The sequence below is a fragment of the Roseburia sp. 831b genome, assembly GCF_001940165.2.
Classification (GTDB): Bacteria; Bacillota; Clostridia; order Lachnospirales; family Lachnospiraceae; genus Roseburia.
Genome location: NZ_CP135162.1, coordinates 2092559 through 2118763, shown reverse-complemented (window position 1 = coordinate 2118763; position 26205 = coordinate 2092559). Strand labels below are relative to the sequence as shown.

17 protein-coding genes and 3 pseudogenes are annotated in these 26205 nt (G+C 41.2%); 18 read left to right on the top strand and 2 right to left on the bottom strand.

Features of this window, described 5'->3' with window-relative positions:
• Positions 1–138 precede the first annotated feature (138 nt).
• The 5 genes and pseudogenes from BIV16_RS09595 (at position 139) to BIV16_RS09580 (ending at position 4248) form a co-directional block, all read left to right on the top strand.
• The gene (locus BIV16_RS09595) at positions 139–1458 is read left to right on the top strand and encodes an aspartate kinase (protein WP_075680610.1); all 1320 of its coding nucleotides are present in this window, start codon (positions 139–141) and stop codon (positions 1456–1458) included.
• Positions 1459–1680: 222 nt separating this feature from the next.
• Positions 1681–1833: pseudogene (locus BIV16_RS15810) on the top strand (hypothetical protein); the annotation flags it as partial.
• Between the two features lie 87 nt (positions 1834–1920).
• The gene (locus tag BIV16_RS09590; RefSeq protein WP_075680609.1) at positions 1921–2109 is read left to right on the top strand and encodes a hypothetical protein; all 189 of its coding nucleotides are present in this window, start codon (positions 1921–1923) and stop codon (positions 2107–2109) included.
• Positions 2110–2794: 685 nt separating this feature from the next.
• The gene (locus BIV16_RS09585) at positions 2795–3658 is read left to right on the top strand and encodes a dipicolinate synthase subunit DpsA (RefSeq protein ID WP_242940378.1); all 864 of its coding nucleotides are present in this window, start codon (positions 2795–2797) and stop codon (positions 3656–3658) included.
• Positions 3658–4248 (top strand): dipicolinate synthase subunit B, encoded by a 591-nt coding sequence (locus BIV16_RS09580; RefSeq protein WP_075680607.1) that lies wholly within the window; start codon positions 3658–3660, stop codon positions 4246–4248. Before BIV16_RS09585 ends, BIV16_RS09580 begins: the two co-directional genes overlap by 1 nt.
• Before the next feature lie 127 nt (positions 4249–4375).
• Here the strand turns inward: BIV16_RS09580 and asnB are convergent, their stop codons facing one another.
• Both asnB and BIV16_RS09570 read right to left on the bottom strand, forming a co-directional pair.
• On the bottom strand, positions 4376–6247 hold the full coding sequence (asnB, locus tag BIV16_RS09575; protein WP_075680606.1) for an asparagine synthase (glutamine-hydrolyzing): 1872 nt from the start codon (positions 6245–6247) through the stop codon (positions 4376–4378).
• Between the two features lie 136 nt (positions 6248–6383).
• Positions 6384–6644: a TIGR03905 family TSCPD domain-containing protein gene (locus tag BIV16_RS09570; RefSeq protein WP_075680605.1), complete on the bottom strand. Its 261-nt coding sequence runs from the start codon at positions 6642–6644 to the stop codon at positions 6384–6386.
• Positions 6645–6917: 273 nt separating this feature from the next.
• Between BIV16_RS09570 and secA the strand changes: the two genes are divergently transcribed.
• The 13 genes and pseudogenes from secA to BIV16_RS09505 all read left to right on the top strand — a co-directional run bounded on the left by secA (position 6918) and on the right by BIV16_RS09505 (position 26189).
• On the top strand, positions 6918–9488 hold the full coding sequence (gene secA / locus BIV16_RS09565) for a preprotein translocase subunit SecA (protein ID WP_075680604.1): 2571 nt from the start codon (positions 6918–6920) through the stop codon (positions 9486–9488).
• 206 nt (positions 9489–9694) lie between these two features.
• Positions 9695–11368 (top strand): LytS/YhcK type 5TM receptor domain-containing protein, encoded by a 1674-nt coding sequence (locus BIV16_RS09560; protein WP_075680603.1) that lies wholly within the window; start codon positions 9695–9697, stop codon positions 11366–11368.
• Positions 11369–11421: 53 nt separating this feature from the next.
• Positions 11422–12159, top strand: a complete 738-nt coding sequence (locus BIV16_RS09555) for a LytR/AlgR family response regulator transcription factor (RefSeq protein ID WP_075680602.1) — start codon at positions 11422–11424, stop codon at positions 12157–12159.
• A gap of 127 nt (positions 12160–12286) precedes the next feature.
• Positions 12287–13729, top strand: a complete 1443-nt coding sequence (locus BIV16_RS09550) for a carbon starvation CstA family protein (RefSeq protein ID WP_075680601.1) — start codon at positions 12287–12289, stop codon at positions 13727–13729.
• 356 nt (positions 13730–14085) lie between these two features.
• On the top strand, positions 14086–15291 hold the full coding sequence (locus BIV16_RS09545) for an FprA family A-type flavoprotein (RefSeq protein ID WP_075680600.1): 1206 nt from the start codon (positions 14086–14088) through the stop codon (positions 15289–15291).
• A gap of 140 nt (positions 15292–15431) precedes the next feature.
• Positions 15432–15707 (top strand): annotated as a pseudogene (locus BIV16_RS09540) (DEAD/DEAH box helicase family protein); the annotation flags it as partial.
• Between the two features lie 153 nt (positions 15708–15860).
• Positions 15861–16199, top strand: a pseudogene (locus BIV16_RS09535) (SEC-C metal-binding domain-containing protein); the annotation flags it as partial.
• Positions 16200–16324: 125 nt separating this feature from the next.
• Entirely contained in the window at positions 16325–18001 is a 1677-nt protein-coding gene (locus BIV16_RS09530; protein WP_075680598.1) for a methyl-accepting chemotaxis protein, read from the top strand.
• A gap of 253 nt (positions 18002–18254) precedes the next feature.
• A complete protein-coding gene (uvrB, locus tag BIV16_RS09525; protein ID WP_075680597.1) occupies positions 18255–20246 on the top strand; it encodes an excinuclease ABC subunit UvrB in 1992 nt (663 codons plus the stop codon).
• Positions 20247–20316: 70 nt separating this feature from the next.
• A complete protein-coding gene (uvrA, locus tag BIV16_RS09520) occupies positions 20317–23145 on the top strand; it encodes an excinuclease ABC subunit UvrA (protein WP_075680596.1) in 2829 nt (942 codons plus the stop codon).
• Between the two features lie 293 nt (positions 23146–23438).
• A complete protein-coding gene (locus BIV16_RS09515) occupies positions 23439–24434 on the top strand; it encodes a rod shape-determining protein (protein WP_075680595.1) in 996 nt (331 codons plus the stop codon).
• Between the two features lie 82 nt (positions 24435–24516).
• A complete protein-coding gene (flgF, locus tag BIV16_RS09510) occupies positions 24517–25317 on the top strand; it encodes a flagellar basal-body rod protein FlgF (protein WP_075680594.1) in 801 nt (266 codons plus the stop codon).
• A gap of 56 nt (positions 25318–25373) precedes the next feature.
• Positions 25374–26189: a flagellar hook-basal body protein gene (locus BIV16_RS09505; protein ID WP_075680593.1), complete on the top strand. Its 816-nt coding sequence runs from the start codon at positions 25374–25376 to the stop codon at positions 26187–26189.
• Positions 26190–26205 lie beyond the last annotated feature (16 nt).

The window sequence follows — 26205 nt, the reverse complement described above, 5'->3', positions numbered from 1 at the left end:
CGTGAAAAAGTGCTAAAAATAGACAAGAAACAGCCGATATTTTTTTGCAATTGGACAAAAATAAAAAAATGGTTTGACGCTCCCCCTATTTATGGTAAGATAGAAAAAGTTAAGATTATTCGATAGGAGCAAAAGAAGATGAAAAAAGTTGTAAAGTTCGGTGGAAGCTCCCTTGCAAGTGCGGAGCAGTTTGCAAAGGTCGGTAAGATCATACGTGCGGATGAACAGAGAAGATATGTTGTGCCAAGTGCACCTGGAAAAAGAAATTCCAAGGATACCAAGGTTACGGATATGCTTTATGCCTGCTATGCATTAGTGGAGGAAGAAAAAGAATTCCGTGTACCGTTAATGAAAATAAAAGAGCGTTACGATTCCATTATCAATGGATTAAATTTAAAATTATCATTAGATGAAGAATTCAAAAAAATCGCAGAGAATTTCAAGCAGAAGGCAGGCGTTGATTACGCTGCATCACGTGGAGAATACTTAAATGGTATCATCATGGCGAATTATCTGGGATATGAATTTATCGATGCAGCAGAAGTCATCTTCTTTGATGAGGATGGAAACTTCGATGCCAATAAGACAGACGAGGTATTATCGAAGCGATTGGAGAAGACAAAGAGTGCGGTCGTTCCAGGATTTTATGGAGCTCTTCCAGATGGAACCGTAAAGACTTTCTCAAGAGGTGGCTCTGATATCACAGGATCTATCGTTGCAAAGGCAGTTCACGCATCTGTTTATGAAAACTGGACTGACGTTTCTGGTTTCCTTGTTGCAGATCCAAGAATTATCGAGAATCCACAGACCATCAAGACCATCACTTACCGTGAACTTCGTGAGTTATCTTACATGGGTGCAAGCGTACTTCATGAGGATGCCGTATTCCCGGTACGTAAGGCTGGAATCCCAATCAACATCCGCAATACGAATGCACCAGAGGATGAGGGAACCTGGATTGTGGAAAGTACTTGCCAGGCATCTGCATTTACCATCACCGGTATTGCCGGAAAGAAAGGATTTGTTTCTGTCAATATTGATAAGGACATGATGAATTCCGAGGTCGGATTTGGAAGAAAAGTGCTGCAGGCATTTGAGGAGAACGATATTTCTTTTGAACATATGCCATCTGGAATCGATACGATGACCGTGTTTGTGCATCAGGCAGAATTTGAAGGAAAAGAGCAGCAGGTCATTTCCTCCATCCATCGTCTTGCAAAACCAGACACTATTGATTTGGAAGGAAATCTTGCATTGATTGCCGTTGTAGGTAGAGGAATGAAGTCCACGCGCGGAACTGCAGGAAGAATTTTCTCTGCATTAGCACACGCAAACATCAATGTAAAAATGATTGACCAGGGTTCTTCTGAGCTTAACATTATCATCGGTGTCAGCAACAATGATTTTGAGAATGCAATCAAGGCAATTTACGATATTTTTGTACTCACACAGATTTAAAAATTGATAAATTATCGCGATAACGGGATAAAATACAACATACCAGTCAAAGAGGGAACGACCCATATCGGTTGAATCCTTAGAGACTGGTATTTTTGTTGCTTTTTTCCTATACTTTTTTGGAAAAAGAAGGTATAATCAGAACGAAATAAGAAATAGGAAATGATGCAAACGTAAGAAGCAGGAGAACACGGCAAAGGATTTGCAGTTGTTGCATCCGAAATCCGTAAGCTTTCCGAGGATTCCAAAAGCTTTACCGAACAGATTCACGATATCTTAGATGGTATCAACGGACTGACCAATCAGGTAAATTCTGAGTTAAAAGTACAGTTAGAGGCAGTTTCAGACTGTACCGATTATGTAAACAATGTAAAAGAATCGTTTGATGAAATTTCAGAGAATACATCAAATGTATTAGAGCAGGCAACACAGGTAGAGGAGCGTACCGATACCTTAAAAGATTTGCTAGAGCATACGCTGACGCAGGCAGAACAGATTAGCCAGAATGTAGAGTCGACTTCGGCTGCAATGGAAGAAATCAGTTCCAGTATCACCAATTTACAGGATAATATCGGTCAGGTCGTGACGGGATATCAGAGTATTAACCAGATTACAAACGAACTGGTTGAGGCCTCCAGTGAAGAATCCTAAAAAACGAATGGCTGGTGAAATCCATACAAGATGGAACAGATAATATAGAATTTGCTAAAAAGGCATGAAGAAAGGCGACATCTCTTTTATCAATAAGGGATGCCGCCTTTCAATTTTCGTTGTCCATGGGACTGTACCTCTTTCGTTTATTTACGACTCTAATCGTATTCTTTCGTTCCTTTTCGAATTATTATGGACTTCTTCGCTTTCTCTTTCTTTCCAATATCTGTATTCCGATGACCTTAGAATCGAGACATATAAGATAAATTATCTGACTGGCTCTGATTCCGTTCTATGTGGGGTAGGTGTCATGGTTTCCATCTTCCATTAAGAAAAACGAATGCATGTACTGTTTCTGGTGGTCCGTACCTCCTTCGTTAAATTATGGGGTATATCGTTTCGTTTCTGGTGGTCTCTCCTCCTTTTTTCTATATTTGTTATCTTTTGTTTAATTGTATTATAGTATCACTTTATAAGATTGTCAATATATTTTTAGAAAATAATTAAAATAAAATGAAATACATTGCAAAATGTATAAATAAAATAAAATATTCTGAAAATTAAAACAACTACAACAATGAAAAAGGTCGAGGAAACGGAAGGAACCAAAAGCCACAGCAGACATATAATACAATTGAGGGAGCGTAGATGATAAATATCGTTCGCGTGAAGAAGTCGCGCAAGAATGGAGATTATTATGAACGGACAGACGGTTCTTTTTATCAGTGATATGCGTCAGGTCTATCTGGCAGATATTTTGACAAAAAAAGGTTATACCTTACGGTGCCTGGATATCCGCAACCCGGAAAAGATGCAGGAACAGCTTGCAAAACTGAGTGAATTTCTGCCGGAGACGAAGATGCTGATTCTTCCTATTCCCGTTACGAAAATAACGGACCAGAAAATGTTTCTTACGATTTTAAATAAAAATCTGAATCAGGACATCATGATTTTAGGGGGATGTTTTACGGAAGAACTAAGACAATTATTACAGCAACGAGACCTTCGTGCTTTGGATTTTATGGAGGATGAAATTGTAGTAGAGGAAAATGCCATCGCAACAGCCGAGGGTGCCATTTCAGAACTGATCCGTAAGAGTCCTTATAATATAAAGGATGCAAAAATTATCGTAACCGGATATGGAAAATGTGGAAGGGCACTGGCAATCCGTTTGAAGGCACTTGGTGCAAGAGTGACAATCCTGGCAAGGCGCAAGGAAGTTCGTAAGCTTGCAAAGAAAGAAGGATTTTATGCAGCAGATTTTGCGTTCGGACCGGAGGAGGCAATGGGAACAACAATGGTAGTAAATACGGTTCCGGCACCGGTTGTAACGGAACTTATCCTTCGGGAACTTCCAAAGGATGCCTATATTCTGGATATAGCTTCTGCTCCCGGAGGAGTTGATTTTGATGTGGCGAGGGAATATGGAATTCGATCGGATTTGCTTCTTGGAATACCGGGAAAATATGCACCAATGGAAAGTGCCTATATTCTGGCAAGAGCGATGGAACGTTTTACGCTCATGGAAAGCAGGAAAGGAAATGCGTAATGGATTTTTCAAAGCTTACAATTGGACTTGGAATTACAGGTTCGTTTTGTACATTTGCGAAGACAAGACGTGAGATACAAAGGCTTAAGGATATGGGGGCAAATGTGATCCCTATTTTTTCATTTAATGCACAAAGCTGTGACACAAGATTTGGAAGTGCAAGAGACTTTGTGGAAGGAATTTGTGATATCACAGAAAACGAAGGCATCCGTACGATATGTGCCGCAGAACCAATCGGGCCAAACAATTTTTTGGATGTGATGGTAATTGCACCCTGTACCGGAAATTCCGCTGCGAAGCTCTGCAATGGAATCACAGACACGCCGGTACTGATGGCTGCAAAGGCACATATGAGAAACGGAAAGCCCCTCGTGATTGCAATTTCCACGAATGATGCGCTATCTGCGAACTTTAAGAATATTGGAAGCCTGATGAACACCAAACAGATTTATTTTGTGCCGTTTGGGCAGGATAATACAAAAAGCAAACCGAACTCCATGATTGCAAAAATGGAGCTTTTGCCAGACACCATAGAACAGGCAATACAAGGAAAACAGATTCAGCCGATTTTACAGAATCCAAATGAATAAAGAAAAAGGAACTGCATTTGTAGTTAGATGCTACATGCAGTTCCTTTTTTATGTAATAGGAAAATCCGTTCCTAATACATAAAAAATGCTCCGTGAGGATCGCACTGTGTCGGGTGTCAAGGCTTTGTTACAGTTTTAGTTGAACCTGATATTTTTCAATCCATTCGTTAATCTGCAAATAATAAGCCATCAGCTGTGGTCCGGCCATCAGTTGTCCGTACCATGGTTTGCCATAGTCCTTTGGGTTCTGGCAGAACGCAAGCACTTTCTTTGGCTCTACAAATTCGAGCAGCGGACTGTTTGGATTACTAATGACAGATTTTAAGCGGTTTGCAAGCAAGGCTTCGTAGCCTGGATCGTAGGTTTTCGGATAAGGGCTCTTTTTTCTCTGGCAAACAGACGGTGGAAGAATCGAAGCAAAAGCGGCTCGAAGCAGATGTTTGACTTCTCCGTCTTTCGTTTTGAATTCGTATGGAAGTCCAAACAGGTATTTTGCAATCCGAAGGTCGGCAAACGGAACTCTTGCATCGAGTCCGGTCTGGGCAGCGGCACGGTCCATACGGTCAAGCAGAGTCTGCATAAACCAGCGGACAGTAAGGAAAAATGTCTTCTGGTGCAGCCGTTGCTCTTTTGACAAATCATCGGCAAAAAGAAGTTCCCCGCAGGCATTCTGATAAGTCTGTTCTAAGTAGGACGCGCCATCTAATTTTCCCATAAAAGAATCTTTTAACAACAGCTGCCTTGGAGAAAAATCAAGGCTCCATGGGAACGTATCGGCCTCATACATTTCCTTTTTATGATACCAAGGATACCCACAGAAAAGTTCGTCGGCGCACTCACCGGTTAAAACAATCCGGCTGTCTTTTGCGGCAAGCTTGCAAAAATAAAGCAAAGAGGCGTCAATATCTGCCATACAAGGAAGGTCATGTGCAGCGACGGAGGCAGATAAGAGGTCAACCTGAAGCGCACTGTTGCATTCAAAACGGGTATGGTTGGTGTGAAGATAGTCCACCATTTCCTGTACAAAAGGGGCATCTAAGGAAGGCTGAAAGCTGTTTGCCTTAAAATTCTGGTCATTTCCTTTAAAGTCAAAAGAGTAGGTCCTAATGTTCTCATCCGGGTGCTGATGCGCGCAGATGGAAGTTACAACAGAAGAGTCAAGTCCACCGGAAAGAAAACAAGAAAGTGGTGCGTCGCCCTCCATTTGCCGGATAACGGCATCTTTTACCAGATAGGAAACGTTTTCTAATGCATCCTCGTAGCAGTCGCTGCTTAAATCAGAGGAAAAACGGAAGTAGCATTCATCGTATAGCTTGCTTGGTCCATACGCAAGAAAATGTCCGGGCTTGATTTCGTAGATATCAGAAAAAACACCACATCCAGGTGTTTTCGCAGGACCTATGGAAAAAATTTCGTTCAGCCCGTTCAAATCAACTACGGGTGTAATTGCAGGGTGGCAGAACAGACCTTTCAATTCGGAGGAAAAGACGAGGGTTTTATCGGTAAGTGTGTAAAAAAGAGGTTTGATGCCAAGCGGGTCACGGAAAAGAAAGAGCTGATTTTTCTTCTCGTCATAGATAACGATGGAAAAACCACCGTTTAGCTTTTGGACAAAATCAGTTCCATAACGGATGAAGGCACAAAGTAAAAGTTCTGCGTCAGACAGACCTTTTGTTTCCACACCGTCGCGGCGCAAAGACTGGGTCAGTTCATTAAAATTGTAGATGGCACCGTCATAGGCGATGGTCAGATGATTGTCCTTGAATTTTTTGGTGGCGGGAAGTGTCTCATAAGTAAGGCTGCCTTTCCCAGAATCCTGGTTTAACCCGCACGAGAGGCGGTTATGGTTTAGAAAGGCGTGCGGTGCATAATAGAAATGCTGCTCATCGGGTCCACGATGTAGCAAGGTCGCAGACATTTGTTTTAAAATGGTCGTGTAAGAACCATTTTCTTTTGTAAAATCCATGAATGGATGAAAAAAACCGGCAATACTGCTCATAAATACTCCAAAAGATTGAACTCTTTCTAATTTATGTCAGATTGCCGGAAAGTTTCCTTATTTTAAAAACCAGACAGTCGGAAAATTTTTTGAAAAATAAAAATCGTACCGTCTGAATTCTTGAAGGTTTACATAATTACTGCTGTTTGGATGCTTCAAGAGCCTCACGACAGGCGCGTGCAAGCTGGTCGCCACAGGAGGTTGGACGTCCGTTACAGGAAATACCACCGATTTTTTCTACGACCTGGTCTACGGTAAGTCCCTCTACTAATTTCGGGATTGCCTGAAGGTTTCCGTTACATCCGCCGGTAAATTTTACGTTGTGAACGACATCTCCTTCTAACTCTAATTCAATCAAAGTGGAACAGGTTCCTTTTGTTTTATAGGTATATTTCATTGTGATTCTCCTTCTCGTAAAAAATTTTGTTGATAATTGCACTTATTATACGATAAGTTGGCATGTCTTGCAAATTTTTCTTCGCGTGTATGGCAGGTCGTATGTGTTTCTCATCGTTTGTCATGTCTGGTTTATAAAAAATTTACAATTCGTTCACGGGAATGTATATTGTGGTTGTACATAAAAAGTGATACAATATCCATATTGTGCGAGAATTGTTTGACTTAAGAATGGGGCTCGCAGAGAGAACGTAGTAAAAGAATAGGAGTTTTTATGAGCGCAATTACAAAAATCTTCGGAACACACAGCGAAAGGGAATTAAAAAGAATTTATCCAATCGTGGATAAAGTAGAATCCTATCGCGAATCTATGCAGAAACTTTCCGATGAAGAATTAAAAAACAAAACAAAAGAATATAAAGAAAGGCTTGAAAAAGGCGAGACATTAGACCAGTTATTGCCAGAGGCATACGCAACAGTCCGCGAGGCTGCAAAACGTGTGCTTGGAATGGAACATTACCGTGTACAGATTATTGGTGGTATTATCTTACATCAGGGGCGTATCGCGGAGATGAGAACCGGTGAAGGTAAGACATTGGTTTCCACCCTTCCGGCATATCTGAATGCATTAGAGGGTAAGGGCGTCTGCATCGTAACGGTCAATGACTACCTTGCAAAACGAGATTCCGAGTGGATGGGACAGGTTCATGAATTTTTGGGACTGAAAGTCGGTGTTGTTTTAAATGACATGTCCAACGAGGAACGCCGTGAGGCCTATAATTGTGATATTACTTATGTAACCAATAATGAATTGGGATTCGATTACCTGCGTGATAACATGGTTATCTACAAAGAACAGCTTGTTCAGCGTGGACTTCACTATGCCATCATCGATGAGGTCGATTCCGTTTTGATTGATGAGGCAAGAACACCTCTTATCATTTCCGGTCAGAGTGGCAAGTCTACAAGACTTTACGAGGCTTGCGATATCCTGGCACGTCAGCTTGTACGTGGTGAGGATGTCCCTGAGTATTCTAAGATGGATGCCATCATGGGAGTTGAGCAGGAAGAGAGCGGAGACTTCGTTGTCAACGAAAAAGATAAAGTCGTTTCTTTGACACAGGAAGGTGTGAAGAAAGTAGAGCAGTTCTTTAAGATTGAGAACCTTGCAGACGCAGAGAACCTTGAGATTCAGCATAATGTCATCCTTGCCTTAAGAGCACATAACTTAATGTTCCGTGATCAGGATTATGTTGTAAAAGATGACCAGGTTATGATTGTCGATGAGTTTACCGGACGTATCATGCCAGGACGTCGTTATTCCGATGGTCTTCATCAGGCAATCGAAGCAAAAGAGCATGTAAAAGTAAAACGTGAGAGCAAGACACTTGCAACCATCACATTCCAGAACTTCTTTAACAAGTTTGAAAAGAAATCCGGTATGACCGGTACTGCTTTGACAGAGGAGAAAGAGTTCCGTGATATTTATGGAATGGATGTTATCGAGATACCGACCAACAAACCAATCCTTCGTAAGGATTTACACGATATTGTATACAAGACCAAGAAAGAAAAATATCATGCAGTTGTCGAGAGCGTAAAAGAGGCACATGCAAAAGGACAGCCGGTTCTGGTTGGTACGATTAACATTGATACTTCTGAATTAATCAGTGAGATGTTAAAGAGAGAAGGCATCAAGCATACGGTCTTAAATGCAAAATTCCATGAGCAGGAAGCTGAGATTGTTGCAGGAGCCGGAGTACATGGTGCTGTAACCATCGCAACCAACATGGCTGGTCGTGGTACCGATATTAAGCTTGATGATGAAGCGAGAGCAGCAGGTGGTCTTAAGATTATTGGTACAGAACGTCATGAATCCAGACGAATTGATAACCAGCTGCGTGGACGTTCCGGACGTCAGGGAGATCCGGGTGAATCTCAGTTCTTCATCTCCCTGGAAGATGATTTGATGAGATTATTTGGCTCTGACAAATTGATGGAAGTATTCAATACCATCGGTGTGCCAGAAGGAGAACCAATTCAGCATAAGATGTTAACTTCTGCAATCGAGAAGGCACAGACCAAGATTGAAGGAAACAACTTTGGTATCAGAAAGAACCTGTTAGAATATGATCAGGTTATGAACGACCAGAGAGAAATCATCTACGCAGAACGTCTTCGTGTTTTGAATGGTGAGAACATGAGAGATGTTATCTTCAAGATGATTACAGATCGCGTGGAAAGCTGCGTGGATACCTGTATTTCTGCAGATATTCCAAAAGAAGAGTGGGATTTGAATGAATTGAACCAGTTACTGACCTCCATTATTCCAATGGAACCGGTAACAGAGGAAGACTTAGATTCCATCAAGAACAACAAAGAATTGAAACATAGCTTAAAAGAGAAGGCTGTGAAGTTATATGAAGCAAAAGAGACAGAGTTCCCTGAACCAGAACAGTTCCGTGAATTAGAGCGTGTGGTTCTTCTTAAGGTTATCGACCGTAAGTGGATGGATCACATCGATGATATGGATCAGCTTCGCCAGGGTATCGGTCTTCAGGCATATGGTCAGAGAGACCCACTTGTAGAATACAAGATGGCTGGTTTCGATATGTTTGATGAAATGATTGCAAACATCCAGGAAGACACGGTTCGTCTCTTATATCATGTGAAGATTGAACAGAAGGTAGAGCGTGAACAGGTTGCAAAAGTAACCGGAACCAACAAAGACGAATCTGCAGCAAGTGCACCAAAGAAACGTGCCGCTGCAAAAGTATATCCAAACGATCCATGCCCATGTGGAAGTGGAAAGAAATACAAACAGTGTTGTGGAAGAATGGCTTAAGAAAGTCAACCATACAAAAAATCCAGCAATTTGGAACATTGCAGAAATAGACAGGTCGTGCACAGGTTGAGAAAATCAGCCGTGCACGGCCTTTTTTGTATATCAAAATTTCAATAGAAAACAACGCTAGAAAATGCTTTCCTATCACAAGAAGGATGAGTATAATAAAAAGAAAGCAATGTACAAAAGATAGGGGATGAAAGGAAATGCTGACAAATGCATACGGAAGTCTGGTCATCAATATCAGTTTATTGGTGCTGATTGCTACAATTTTAACAAAGGTACCGCTGGTGAAACGGGTACTGTCCGAAGAACATGGTTCTGGATTGATGGACCGTTTTACACTGGGGGTTATCTTTGGAATGTTTTGTATTTTCTCGACGTGTACCGGTGTGAGAGTGTCCGGAGGTATCCAGAATACAAGGGTGCTTGGTGTACTTGCGGGTGGACTTCTCGGAGGCCCCGTTGTTGGGATGACGGCAGCAGTCATCGGTGCACTGCATCGGTTTTTCTATGATGCACAGGGACTGACATCGGTATCCTGTACCATATCGACTTTATTTGAAGGTGTGCTGGGCTCTGCAATCTGGATAATCTGTAAAAAGAAAAATTTAAAACAGAATACCATTTCGCTTTTCTTGATCACGGCGTTTGCAGAGGCGTGCCAGATGTTGATTATTTTAGCGATAGCAAAGCCTTATGCGGAAGCGTTAGCGCTGGTGAAACAGATTGCCTTTTCGATGATTACCTTTAACTCCTGCGGAATGGTGTTATTCTTTTCTGTATTTCGGGAGGCTTTTACCAGGCAGGATCTTCTTGCTGCGGATAAAATCCGGCTTGCACTAAATATTGCAGATAAATGTGTGCCTTACCTGCAGAAGACGACGATTCCAAGAGAAGGGTATGACCATGTTGCGAAAATCATTCAGGATTTTTCCGGCTGTCTTGCAGTCGTTATCTTGTCGCCGGATGGAACCCATGCGTTAAATACAACTAATATTGTAGTTCCGTATGAATTGTTAGAACATATGGATGAACCGAACAACTACTGTGTGGAGACGAAAAAAAGTGACCCGAATTACAAAGAGCTTGGAAAATATCTTGCCATCGGGGATAAAATGACGATGGGATCGGAAACGTGGGCATTTTTGGTACTCTTTTTTCCAAGACATGTCGAGTCCATTCACTCGGAACTTAATTTTGTGCAGGGACTTGCCAAATTCTTTTCCACAAATTATGAGTTGTCGCAGATTGAGCACCAGAAAAAGTTAAGGGAACAGGCGGAATTCCGTGCGCTGCAGTCACAGATTAATCCCCACTTTTTGTTTAATTCGCTAAATACGATTACCTATTTTTGCAGGGAAAAGCCGGAGCGGGCAAGGGAACTTTTGCTGGCACTTAGCGTCTATTTTCGTCATACGCTAAATTCGAGCAGTGCCTACATGATTTCAATCGAGCAGGAATTAGAGCATGTAAAAGCATACCTGATGCTAGAGGAGGCAAGGTTTGAAGAGCGGCTAGAAGTAACGATTGATTTCCCGGAGGCTCTTGATTTTATGGTGCCAACGCTGATTTTACAGCCAATCGTGGAAAATGCGGTAAAACATGGCGCCATGAAGCGTCAGCAGGGAAAAGTTTTGCTAAAGGCATCTGTTGTGGAAGATATTTTGGTGATAGCTGTAAAAGATAATGGATACGGAATTCCAAAGGAAGTGCTAAAAGGCTTTTACGATAAGGACACGACAGGACAATATGGACTGTTGAATGTAGATTCGAGGCTGCGCAGCATCTATGGAGAAACCTTTGGACTTCAGATAGATACCGGAGAAAGCGGAACGATTGTCACGATGCGGATTCCGCGAAAAACGAGACTTATGTAAAAATACAGATAGTGTGAGAAATAAATTTTTACAGTGCAAGAATGGAGATTAGTATGAAAATAGCAGTGATTGATGATGAAAGACCGGCAAGAAAAGAGTTGATTTTCCTGTTAGAATCCATCCTGGAGGATGCAGAATTTTTAGAGGCAGACAGTGCAGAGTCGGCAATTGAACTTGTAAAAAACGAAAAGATACAGGCATTTTTCTTAGATATTAATTTAGGCGAAGTCAAGGGAACGACATTAGCGTCCATCATCCGGGAAAAACAGCCGGATGCAGGTATTGTCTTTGTGACAGCATATGAAAATTATGCCGTGGAGGCATTTGAATTAGATGCTGTGGATTATGTGATGAAGCCATTTGATATGAAACGTCTGCAAAAAGCGGTAGAAAAGCTAAAAAATCAGGGGTTTTTAGAGATGAAACAGGTGCAAAAGGAGAATATCGCAAAGCCACATGCAGGAAAAATTGCAGTCAATGGTGGAGACCGCATTCATCTGATTGACTTAAAAGAGATTATTGTGGTGGAGGCAAATCAAAGAAGCTGCCGGATTTGCACCAAAAATCATGTTTATGAAGAAAACATCACAATGAGCCATATGGAAGAAAAACTGCAAGGCTACAATTTTTACAGGGTACATAAGAGTTATCTGGTGAATCTCGATTACGTGGAGGAGCTGATTCCAAGCTACAACAACGGCTATGCCATGAAGATGAAATATTTAGAAGAAAAGATTCCAATCAGCCGTACACAGGTGAAAAATGTCCGGAATCTGTTTGTGATTCAATGACAATGCATTTTATACAATAAAAAATACAATTCATGACAAAAATTATGCATTACATACAAAATCTATTGAGCTAATTCTAAAAAAATTATAAACTACAGTTAGAATAAATATCAGGGAGGTTGATATTATGGTAAGCTTTTTTGTATGTCTTGCAATTCTTATTATCGGCTACTTCACCTATGGTAAAGTGGTAGAAAAATTGTACGGACCGGATGATCGTGAGACACCGGCAGTAAGAATCAATGACGGAGTTGACTATGTTGTAATGCCAAAATGGAAACTTTTCCTTGTTCAGCTGTTGAACATTGCAGGATTAGGACCTATTTACGGTGCATTAGCAGGAGCACAGTGGGGACCTGCAGTTTTCCTTTGGATTACAGGTGGTACGATTTTAGCAGGTGCTGTGCATGACTTTTCCGTTGGATTCATGAGTATGCGTCATGATGGTGCTTCTGTTTCAGAGTTGACCGGAACCTATCTTGGCAATTTCATGAAAAATGTCATGAGAGTCTTTAGTGTAGTACTTCTTGTTATGGTTGGTACCGTATTTGCAGTAGGACCTGCATCCTTGATTTCCATGTTAATTGGAAAACAGGGTGTTACTTCCGGAATCCTTGTAAATACATATTTCTGGTTAGCAATTGTTTTGATTTACTACTTTATTGCAACCTTCATTCCAATTGATAAGATTATTGGTAAGATTTACCCGATTTTTGGTATCTGCCTTATCATTATGGCAATCGGTGTAGGTGTTGGTATCTTCACACATGGATATACCATTCCAGAGATTACGTTACACAGCCTGCATCCATCCGGAACACCAATCTGGCCGGTTATGTTTATCACCGTTGCCTGTGGTGCAATCTCCGGTTTCCATGCAACCCAGTCACCTTTGATGGCACGTTGTTGTAAGAGCGAAAAAGAAGCACACAGTGTCTTTTATGGAGCAATGGTCAGCGAAGGTATCATCGCTTTAATCTGGGCTGCAGCAGGATGTGCTGTTTATGAGAAAACAGGCGGTTTGATGACTGGATTAACAAAAATCTTAACCGATTCCGGTCAGGCAGCAACGGTATACGATGTCAGCGTAAAGACCATGGGAAATGTCGGTGTTATTCTTGCGATGATTGGTGTTATTGCCTGTCCAATTACTTCCGGCGATACATCGTTCCGTTCCGCAAGACTTGTCATTGCAGACTGGTTCAAGATTGAACAGAAATCTTACAAGAAACGTTTATTCATCTGCGTACCTTTACTTTTAGCAGGTGCAATTATCAGCCAGTTAGATTACAACGTCATCTGGAGATACTTCAGCTGGTCTAACCAGACACTCGCAATGATTGCCCTTTGGACAGCATCCATGTATCTGTTTAAGAATAAGAAGTTCTACTGGATAACGGTAATTCCAGCAACCTTCATGTCAGCAGTATCCGTTACCTATTTCTTCTACGCACCAGAGTGCCTGAACTTAGGTACGAAGATTGCTTATCCAATCGGAATTATCGCAGCAGTTGTATTCCTTGGAATCTTCTTATGCAACTCAGTCTTTAAAAAAGAAAAAACTGCATAATATATAATAGGTAAATCGCATGAAAATAGGGATTGGCGTCCATACCGGCAGGTATGGACTACGGTCCCTATTTTCTTTATATAATAGCATTCGGGTGTAAAAAGGTTGCTCACCGTTCTCTTATTGGCAAATTGCACAATGACAAGTCAATTTTGTTCTTGTTGCATAAAAAATGTACCGCAAGGATAACACTGGAATAATTTTAAAAATAATAATAGTAACTATTGCTATTTTTAAGATAATATGTTAATATGAAATAAGAAAGCACGAGTGACAGGTGCCGAAGCTGTAAATTTATAAAAAACGGATATCAAAAATTATCCGAACAATAAAAAAGAAAAAGGAGACGAGGAAAGATGTATCAGGTTCGAAATATTACAAAAGATTTGGTTTGGGTAGGAGCAAGTGATAGAAGACTTGCGTTGTTTGAAAATATTTTCCCAATTTCAAGAGGGGTTTCTTATAATGCGTATGTACTTCATGACGAGAAAACGGTACTTCTTGACACAGTAGATGCATCGGTGTCAGGACAGTTTTTTGAAAATCTAGAGAAAACATTAAATGGAAAGACACTGGATTATCTGATTGTAAATCACATGGAGCCAGACCACTGTGCCATGATTGGCGACATTGTTTCCCGTTATCCGGGAGTAAAAATTGTTGGAAATGCAAAGACTTTTACTATGATGGAGCAGTTTTTTACTTTTCCAATTGAAGAAAGAAAAATTGTAGTAAAAGAGGGCGATACACTAGAAACCGGAGCACATAAGCTTCATTTTGTGATGGCACCGATGGTACACTGGCCGGAGGCGATGGTGACCTATGATGAAAAGGATAAGGTTTTATTTTCAGCGGATGGATTTGGAACATTCGGAGCGCTGAACGGAAATATTTTTGCGGATGAGGTAAACTTTGACCGCGACTGGCTTGACGATGCAAGACGTTATTATACCAATATCGTTGGAAAATACGGTCCATCTGTCCAGACACTTTTAAAGAAAGCGGCAACGCTTGACATCCAGATGATTTGCCCTTTACACGGACCAATCTGGCGTGAAAACTTAGGATATATTTTGGAAAAATATCAGAAGTGGAGCACTTACGAAGCAGAGGATAAAGCAGTCGCAATCATGTATGCTTCCATGTACGGAAACACAGCGAGCGCCGTAGATGCACTTGCAGGAAAACTTGCAGAAAAAGGGGTAAAAAATATTGCAGTATATGATGTTTCAAACGTCGATATTTCAACTCTTATTGGCGAGATTTTCCGTGTCAGCCATCTTGTTTTTGCATGCCCGACTTACAATGCCGGAATCTATCCGGTTATGAGCAATCTGTTCCATGATATGAAGGCACTCAATGTTCAGAACAAGACGGTTGCACTGATGGAGAACGGAACCTGGGCAGCGACGACAGCAAAACAGATGCGTGCAGAGTTAGAACAGTTAAAGAATATGACCATCTTAGAACAGCAGATTACAATAAAATCAGCCATGAAGGATGCACAGGAAGCGGAGCTTTGGCAGATGGCGGAGGAAATTGCAAAAGGGGTTCTGGCATAGGATATTTTGGAATGTGAAGAAGAAAGGTATTTTTTATTAATATTATTAATAATGGATAAAACAAAGAACACATGTTTACAAACATGTGTTCTAGTGCTATACTGAAAATATTCACAAAACGATGAGGAAAGGATGGGTGTATGGCAGAATTTAAATTGCATTCGAAATATCAGCCGACCGGGGATCAGCCCCAGGCAATTGAACAGCTAGTAAAGGGATTTAAAGAAGGCAATCAGTTCCAGACATTGCTGGGTGTAACGGGCTCAGGAAAGACGTTTACAATGGCGAATGTCATCCAGCAGCTTCAGAAGCCTACGCTTATCATTTCCCATAACAAGACGTTGGCAGCACAGCTATACGGGGAATTTAAGGAATTTTTCCCGGAGAATGCAGTAGAGTATTTTGTCTCCTATTATGCCTAGAAAATATGTACCACAAAATATTGGGAAAAGTGCGGTTTTTTAATCTGTATATTGTGTCCGCAATACTCTCACAGACTATACGGACTATATAGACAGTATTTCGCTGGTGACCCAATTATTCCTCTTGAGAAAATTCATGCAAAGGATATCGATGATATGACACAGCTTCGTCAGGGAATTGGTCTGCAGGCATATGGACAGAGAGATCCTCTTGTAGAATATAAGATGGCTGGATTTGACATGTTTGACGCAATGATTTCTGCAATTCAGGAAGACACAATCAGACTTCTCTATCATGTACAGGTTCAGCAGAAGGTTGAGCGTGAGCAGGTAGCAAAGGTTACAGGAACCAATAAGGATGAGTCAGCAGCAAATGCACCTAAAAAACGAGCAAGCAAAAAGGTATTTCCAAATGAGCCATGTCCATGTGAATCAGGAAAGAAGTACAATCACCGAAACGTTTTTGAGATTAATTATAGAGAATAAGGAAAATTGTGTGTGCCATAAAATAAGAATAGTGGTATTGACTGTATAAAGTGATAGTCCTATAATACTAAATAGACATCTAATTGGTTTAAAGGGAAAATTACAATGATTTTGGAGGGTATTACATGAAGAAACTGGCAATGAAAACAAGAATAATCATAATATCGCTTGTGGTTCTTTGGATTGGGATCTTATTATTAGTAATGAGTTCAGTCAAAACTATGGAATCTGGAATCAAACATTCGATGATTAAGCAATTTGTAGAAGAGGACAAGCAAATTGCTGCACAAGTAGAAATTATTTTGGAAAAGGGAGGCGGAACAGAGGAGCTACAAACTTTTGTACAAAATCTTACACAGAAGAATCAAAATATTGCTTATGCAGTTGTGATAGATACTACAGTTACTGCGATTGCTCATTCTGATACTGAAAAAATTGGGAAAAATTATTCTGATGACACATCATATACGGTACCGGCGGCTACACAGGGGGAAGTAAAGACAAGTGAATTCTGGGCAGATGTACAGCAGGCGTGGACATATGATGTAATGTATCCTATTTATCAAAATGGAGAGCTTGTTGCATCTATGGATATTGGAATATACGATAATACAGTGAGTGATGTTTCATCTGCAGTAAAAAAGACAGAGATAATTTCTGCAGTGGTTTTATCACTTATAGTAGGTGCTTTGCTGGTAATAGTGTTAAAACGTGAGTTGAAGGATTTTGGCAAGCTAGCAGCTGTTTTTGATATTATGGGAGAGGGAGATTTTACTGTAGAAATAGACCCAAAGTATGTAGAGCGCAATGATGAAATTGGTATAATTGCAAAATCAGCAGAGAATATGAAAGAAAATCTGGCGAGACTTATTGGAAGAACCAACAAAGAGGTTGAGGTTCTCTCCCAGATGCAGAAAAATCTTACAGAGAGAATTGATGATACTAGAAATAAGTCATCATTTATTGTTTCAATTACAGATAATGCTGTGGGGCATACAGCAGAGCAGAAATCTTTGTCAGCTGATAACATGAATCGTGCAAAGGATATAAGTGAAGGCGTGAACAGCGTATCTGATAATATTTCAAATATTAGTCTTGCGGCTCAGGAAACGGCATCAGCAGCAGAGTTGGGAGCAGAGAAGCTGAACAACGTAGTTAATCAGGTTCAGAAAATTGGTGCAAATGTACATGAGACGAGAAAACAGATTGGCGAGCTTGAGAGCATGTCAAGTGAGATTGAAAGTGTTATTAAGATGATTGCTGATATAGCATCACAGACAAATCTTCTTTCTCTTAATGCATCAATTGAGGCAGCGCGTGCTGGCGAGCAAGGTAAAGGCTTTGCAGTGGTTGCAACAGAAGTTGGTGCACTTGCAGTTCAGTCAAGTGAGTCTGCAGAGAAGATAGCTGACATGATTCGTGAGATTCAGGAATGCATAAAGGCATGTGTTTCTCTTATGGAGGAAGGTGTTGACTCAGCTCAGGAAGGTGTAGATTTGGCTGAGGATACAATGGTAAGCTTTGAGGGCATCAATGAGAAAATTAATGAGATTTCTAATGAGATTAGAAGTATTGCTGATGTCGTACAGGAAACCTCCGATGGAGTTGATTCATTGCAGGCAGCTATAGAAACCATTGAGGAGATAGCTGGTGAGGTGAGTGAGAATACAGAAAACATATCTGATGCGGTAAATGAGCAGAGCGATATGATGTATCGTGTGAAAGAAGAAATCAGTGAGCTTGCACAGATTTCAGCAGAACTTTCTGAGGGACTAAAGGTATTTAGAATCAAACAAAAATAAATAATGCTAAGGTAAAACGGCTGCGGTATCCATTAGTAGGGGAATTGCAACCGCTTTTTCCTGTGTAGGAAATTAGTGCGTATAACAAATAGAACAAATGTTCTAAAATCTATGGACAATCGGAACATTTCATGATAAAATATGCAATAATTTGCAGAAGATTTTATAAATGAAATGTGATCCGATTGTCTATTTTTGTGCATATTATTTGCGAATATAGCAGAGCATAAAGACTAAGAGAAAAGAGGCAGAGATGGAGTTTAAATTACATTCAAAATACCAACCGACTGGAGACCAGCCACAGGCAATTGAGGAGCTTGTAAAAGGCTTTAAGGAAGGCAATCAATTCCAGACTTTACTAGGTGTTACGGGTTCTGGAAAGACCTTCACAATGGCGAATGTAATAGCCGCATTAAATAAGCCGACTTTGATTATTTCGCACAATAAAACCCTTGCGGGCCAGTTGTACGGCGAGTTTAAAGAATTTTTCCCCGAAAATGCAGTAGAGTACTTTGTCTCCTATTATGATTACTACCAGCCGGAGGCTTATGTGCCGCAGACGGATACCTATATTGCAAAGGATTCTTCCATCAACGAAGAGATTGATAAATTGCGTTTGTCTGCGACAGCATCCCTTGTGGAGCGTAAGGATGTCATTGTCATTGCGAGTGTATCCTGCATCTATGGTTTGGGAAGCCCGGAAGATTACTTAGGTATGATGGTATCGTTAAGACCGGGGATGGAGCGTGACAGAGATGATGTCATCCGGAGTCTGATTGACATCCAATATACAAGAAATGATATGGATTTTCACAGGGGAACCTTCCGTGTAAGAGGAGATGTGTTAGAGATTTTTCCGGCAAACTACGGCGATACGGCAATCCGTGTGGAATTTTTCGGTGATGAGATTGACCGGATTACAGAGATAGATGTGCTGACGGGTGAGATTAAGTGCAGACTAGAGCATTTTGCGGTATTCCCGGCATCACACTATGTTGTGCCACAGGAGAAGATTAACAAGGCATGTGAAGCAATTGAGGCAGAGATGGAAGAACGTGTCCGCTACTTTAAAGGGGAGGATAAGCTGTTAGAGGCACAGCGAATTGCAGAGAGAACGAACTTTGATATCGAGATGCTGCGCGAGACCGGATTTTGTAGTGGAATTGAGAACTATTCCAGACACCTTGCGGGGCTTCCTGCAGGGGCAACACCACATACCCTGATGGATTATTTCAAAGATGACTACCTGATTATCGTAGATGAGTCTCATATTACAATTCCACAGATTCGTGGAATGTATGCAGGGGACCAGGCGAGAAAGAGCACGTTGGTTGATTATGGTTTTCGTCTTCCGTCTGCAAAAGATAACAGACCTCTTAATTTTGAAGAGTTTGAAAGTAAGATAGATCAGATGTTATTTGTATCTGCAACGCCGAATGTCTATGAGCAGGAGCACGAGCTGCTGCGTACGGAGCAGATTATCCGTCCGACCGGTCTGCTAGATCCAGAGATTTCCGTCCGTCCGGTTGAAGGTCAGATTGATGACTTGCTTGGTGAGGTGAAAAAAGAGATTCAGAATCACCACAAGGTATTGATTACGACTTTGACAAAGAGAATGGCAGAAGACCTGACAGATTATATGAGCGAAGTTGGAATCCGTGTCAAATATTTACATTCTGATATTGATACGTTGGAACGAGCCGAGATTATCCGAGATCTTCGCCTGGATGTTTTTGATGTGTTAGTCGGTATTAACCTGTTGCGAGAGGGACTTGATATACCGGAGATTACCTTGGTGGCAATCCTGGATGCAGACAAAGAAGGATTCCTAAGATCTGAGACTTCTTTGATTCAGACCATCGGTCGTGCTGCACGTAACAGTGAGGGACATGTTATCATGTATGCAGACAAGATTACAGATTCCATGCGCCTTGCAATCGACGAGACGGCAAGACGAAGGGAAGTGCAGCAGGCATATAACAAAGAACATGGTATTACGCCGACCACAATTCAGAAGTCCGTCCGGGATTTGATTAGTATTTCGAAGAAAGTAGCAGAAGAAGAACTGACCTTCAAGAAAGATCCGGAATCCATGAGTAAGGATGAACTAACCAAGCTGATTGCAGACATCAAGAAGAAGATGAAGAAAGCCGCAACAGACCTGAACTTTGAGGCGGCAGCAGAGTACCGTGATAAGATGGTAGGGTTAAAGCATATGCTGCAGGAACTGGAAAAGTCAGAATAAGCCTTGCAGCGGAGCAGAATCAAGATTTAGTGACAAAGTAAGAGATATTAAAAAAAGGAACAGATAGAACATGAGTGAACGAAAATATATTAAAATCAGAGGCGCCAACGAGCATAATCTGAAAAATATTAATGTAGATATTCCAAGAAATGAATTTGTAGTTCTGACCGGACTTTCCGGTTCAGGAAAATCATCCCTGGCATTTGATACCATCTATGCAGAGGGACAGAGAAGATATATGGAATCGCTGTCTTCTTATGCAAGACAGTTCTTAGGTCAGATGGAGAAACCAAATGTTGAGAAGATTGAGGGACTTTCTCCGGCAATTTCGATTGACCAGAAGTCGACCAACCGGAATCCAAGATCTACGGTCGGAACCGTAACTGAGATTTACGATTATTTTCGATTACTTTATGCGAGAATTGGAATCCCACACTGCCCAAAGTGTGGCAAAGAGATTAAGAAACAGACGATTGACCAGATGGTAGACCAGATTTTGTCCCTGCCAGAGAGAACAAAGATTCAGCTTCTAGCTCCGGTTGTAAGAGGAAGAAAGGGCGAACATCAGAAACTTTTTGAGCAGGCGAAAAAGAGTGGTTATGTCAGGGTGATTGTAGATGGCAGTATATATGAACTGTCAGAAGAGATTAAACTAGATAAAAATAAGAAGCACAATATTGAGATTGTGGTAGACCGTTTGATGGTAAAAGAAGGAATTGAAAAACGTCTGACAGATTCCATCGAAAATGTGATGGAACTTGCGGATGGACTTATGATTGTAGATGTGATTGATGGAGAGTCGTTCCAGATGTCACAGAGTTTTTCCTGCCCGGACTGTGGAATCAGCATTGATGAGGTCGAGCCGAGAAGTTTTTCGTTTAACAATCCATTCGGTGCCTGCCCGGAATGTTTTGGCTTGGGATATAAGATGGAATTTGATGAAGATCTAATGATTCCAGATAAAAGCCTGAGTCTGTCTGAAGGTGCAATTCAGGTGATGGGATGGCAGTCCTCCTCGGAGAAGGGAAGCTTTACGAATGCAACGCTGCAGGCACTGGCGAAGGAATATGGATTTTCGTTAGATACCCCTTACCAGGATTTGCCAGAGGACATTCGTCATATGTTAATTCATGGAACAAATGGCCGTGAGGTAAAAGTACATTACAAAGGACAGCGTGGAGAAGGTGTTTACGATATTGCGTTTGACGGTCTGATCAAGAATGTGGAGCGAAGATACCGTGAAACCGGTTCCGATACGATGAAGCAGGAATATGAACAGTTTATGAGAATCACACCTTGTAAGGTATGTGGTGGACAGCGTTTGAAAAAAGAGTCTCTGGCTGTTACCGTATGTGGAAAAAATATTCATGAGATAACTTCGATGTCGATAAAAGACCTGTGTGTATTCTTAGAGCAGATGGAACTAACCAAACAGCAGCATCTGATTGGAGACCAGATTTTAAAAGAGATTCGTGCAAGAGTTGGATTCCTTCGTGAAGTAGGACTTGATTATCTGACACTGACACGTGCAACAGGAACCCTTTCGGGTGGAGAGGCACAGCGTATTCGTCTTGCAACACAGATTGGTTCCGGTCTGGTTGGGGTAGCATACATCTTAGATGAGCCATCCATCGGACTTCATCAGCGCGACAATGACAAGCTTTTGAATGCCCTAAAGAATTTAAAAGACCTGGGGAACAGTCTGATTGTGGTAGAACATGACGAAGATACCATGAGAGCAGCAGATTTTATTGTGGATATCGGACCGGGTGCAGGCTCACACGGTGGAGAAGTGGTTGCAACCGGTAACGCAGAAGAGATTATGAAGAATCCGAATTCCATTACAGGGGCATATTTAAGCGGGAAAATCAAAATTCCGGTGCCGGATGTCAGAAGAAAGCCAACCGGATTTTTGACCATCAAAGGTGCCAGGGAGAACAACCTGCGCAACATTGATGTGGATATCCCGCTTGGTGTTATGACCTGTATTACCGGTGTCTCCGGATCTGGAAAAAGTTCTCTTACCAACGAGATTTTGTACAAGAGACTGGCGAGAGATTTAAACCGTGCAAGATGTATTCCGGGAAAACATGATGCGATTCTTGGAATTGAGAAATTAGATAAGGTTATTGATATTGACCAGTCACCGATTGGAAGAACGCCGCGTTCTAATCCTGCAACATACACAGGCGTTTTTGATATGATTCGTGATTTGTTTGCAGCGACACCAGATGCAAAAGCAAAGGGTTATAAGAAAGGCAGATTCAGTTTCAATGTAAAAGGTGGACGTTGCGAGGCATGTTCCGGTGACGGTATTTTAAAGATAGAGATGCATTTCCTTCCAGATGTTTACGTTCCTTGTGAGGTTTGTGGCGGAAAAAGATATAACCGTGAGACGTTGGAAGTGAAATATAAAGGAAAAAGTATTTACGATGTGCTGGACATGACCGTGGAGGAGGCATTGGAGTTCTTTAAGAATGTGCCGACCATTCATCGAAAGATTCAGACGCTTTATGATGTAGGATTATCCTATGTGAAATTAGGACAGCCTTCTACCGAACTGTCAGGAGGAGAAGCACAGCGTATCAAGCTAGCAACTGAGCTTAGTAAGAGAAGCACCGGAAAGACCATTTATATTTTAGATGAGCCGACAACCGGACTTCACTTTGCAGATGTGCACAAATTAACGGAGATTCTTCGCCGTTTGTCTGATGATGGAAATACAGTTGTTGTAATTGAACACAATCTGGATGTCATCAAAACAGCCGACTATATCATTGATATGGGACCGGAAGGTGGAGACGGCGGTGGAATGGTAATCGCAAAAGGAACACCGGAAGAAGTGGCGAAAAATAAAAAATCCTATACAGGACAGTATATCAAACGTTACCTGAAATAGGATGATTCTTCGGGGAGTACTTCCCAGAAGCAGAAGCTTTCTGGGAAGCATGAGTTATGAAAAATTATATTAGCTTTATTAGCTAGTACTCTTGTAATATAAAGTACAAATGTGATGAATATGTGATGAAAAAATGAAAAATTAAAAAAAGCCCTTTAAAAAATGGAATCAATTGTATATAATATAACCGTATAAGCAAAAATATGATTAAATGAACCTTTGTGTCGTTTTGGATGCAAAGGGTGTTACCATATAAGGTTATTGCATAGTTTAGAAAGGGGCAACTAGAGACCATGGTTGGAACAGATATTGGTATCGATTTAGGTACTGCAAGTATATTAGTATATATTAAAGGAAAAGGCGTTGTGTTAAAAGAGCCATCCGTAGTGGCTTTTGACCGCGACACCAATAAGATTAAAGCAATCGGTGAAGAAGCAAGACTGATGCTTGGTAGAACACCGGGAAATATTGTAGCAGTAAGACCTCTTCGTCAGGGTGTTATTTCAGATTACACTGTGACAGAGAAGATGATTAAATATTTTATCCAGAAAGCACTTGGCAAGAAGAGCTTTCGTAAACCACGTATCAGCGTATGTATCCCAAGTGGTGCAACTGAGGTAGAGAGAAAAGCAGTAGAGGACGCAACTTATCAGGCTGGTGCCAGAGAAGTTGCAATTATTGAGGAGCCAATTGCGGCTGCAATCGGTGCTGGAATTGATATTTCAAGACCATGCGGAAACATGATTGTAGATATCGGTGGTGGTACCGCAGATATCGCAGTTATTTCTCTGGGTGGTTCTGTTGTCAGCACATCGATTAAGATTGCAGGTGATGATTTTAACGAGGCATTGGTTCGTTACATGAGAAAGAAACACAACCTCTTAATTGGTGAGAGAACAGCAGAAGACATTAAGATTAAAATCGGAAGCTGCTTCCCATTAGCTCAGAACGAGACAATGGATGTCAGAGGACGTAACTTGGTAACAGGACTTCCAAAGACTGTTACAGTATCTTCAGAGGAGACAGAAGAGGCATTGAGAGAGCCAACCTTACAGATTGTAGAAGCAGTACACTCTGTATTGGAGAAAACTCCACCAGAATTAGCTGCAGATATCGCAGACAGAGGAATTGTATTAACTGGTGGTGGAGCATTGCTCCGCGGTCTTGAGGAATTGATCGAGGACAGAACAGGTATCAATACCATGACAGCAGATGAACCTATGACCTGCGTTGCAATTGGTACTGGAAAATTCGTAGAATTTCTCTCAGGAAAAAGAGACGACGACTAGAAAACACGGATGTGAATTTGACTTGTAGATAGAGACATGGAAGTGCAACAGATAGAAGAAATATCAGGAAAGGGAATACGATATGGTAAAAGGATTATACACTGCTTACACAGGCATGATTAATGAGCAGAAACGATTAGACACATTATCGAATAACCTTGCAAATGCTGCAACCAATGGCTTTAAAAAAGAAGGAATGACTTCTCAGACATTCAGTGATGAGCTTGCAATTAAAATCAAGGATACCTCTTATTATAACATGGCGAAGAAATTAGGAACCATGAGCATGGGAGTACATGTAGGGGAATCTTATACAGATTATAGCCAGGGAAGTTATGATGAGACGGGAAATGAGACCGATTTTGCATTGGATGGCGATGGATTTTTTGCAATCTCTTTTACAGACAAGGCTGGGAATACATCCGTAAAATATACAAGAGATGGTGCATTTACCATTAATACACAGGGATATCTTGTGACAAAAGACGGAGATTATGTGTTGAACGCAAACGGTGCACTGAATTCAGATCCGGGACAGGCGAATTATATTCGCCTTGATCCAAACCAGGATGTTACCGTGGATGAACTTGGAAATATCTACCAGAACGACCAGGTGGTTGCGAGATTAGGCGTTGTTGATGTCGCAGATTATAATTACATAGAACATTATGGCGAGAATATGTATCAGTTAGTGCAGGGTGGTCAGGTTACAGCATCTGATGCAAAAGTAAATCAGGGATTTATTGAGATGTCAAATGTTAATGTTGTGAACGAAATGGTCGATATGATTACTATAGCAAGAGCTTATCAGGCAGGACAGAAAGTCATCAATTCAATTGATGACACTCTTGATAAAGCAGTAAACCAGGTAGGTAAAGTTTAACTACAGATGTATTTAAAATACAGGCTATGAGGAATCCGTGAGGGAGGAATACGACAATGATGAGAGCACTTTATACTGCGGCAAGCGGAATGATTGCCCAGCAGACAAGCGTTGATACAATTTCAAACAATATTGCGAATGTAAATACAACAGGGTTTAAATCCAACAAAACAGAATTTAAATCGTTGTTATACCAGAACATTCAGACCAGAACAACAAGTGCCAATGGTGAGCAAAAACCAATTGGGGCACAGGTTGGACTTGGTACCAGAGTTTCTTCTACAACTTCATCTTTTACGCAGGGAACCTTGACAGAAAGCGAAAGCAATTCTGCATTTGCTTTAAAAGGAAGCGGTTTCTTTGCGGTAAGAGGTGTGAATGGAGAGACTTATTATACCAGAAATGGTGACTTTAGCTGGGCAATGGGAACAAACGGCGTGACTTTATGTACATCAGAAGGTTATCCTGTTTTGGACTCCAATGGCAACCAGATTGTCATTCCGGGTAATGTGAATTCAGAAAAAGTAGTTGTGGATGGATACGGACAGATTGGATATTACAATCTGGATGGAACATATACCAACATGAATCAGACACTTGGAGTTTTCCAGTTTAATAATCCGGCAGGTCTGGAGAAGACATCTTCCAGTCTCTATGAGGCAACAGTAGCTTCCGGCAATCCGATGAATGAAGCTACAACAGTAGGACTTACAAGAAGCCAGGTAAATCAGAAATATCTGGAATCTTCTAATGTCCAGGTTGCAGATGAGATGGTGAACCTTATTGTTGCACAACGTGCCTATCAGTTGAATTCAAAAGCGATTACAACTGCGGACGATATGCTGGAACAGGCAAACAATTTGAAACGATAAGTCTTTTGATGCCTGA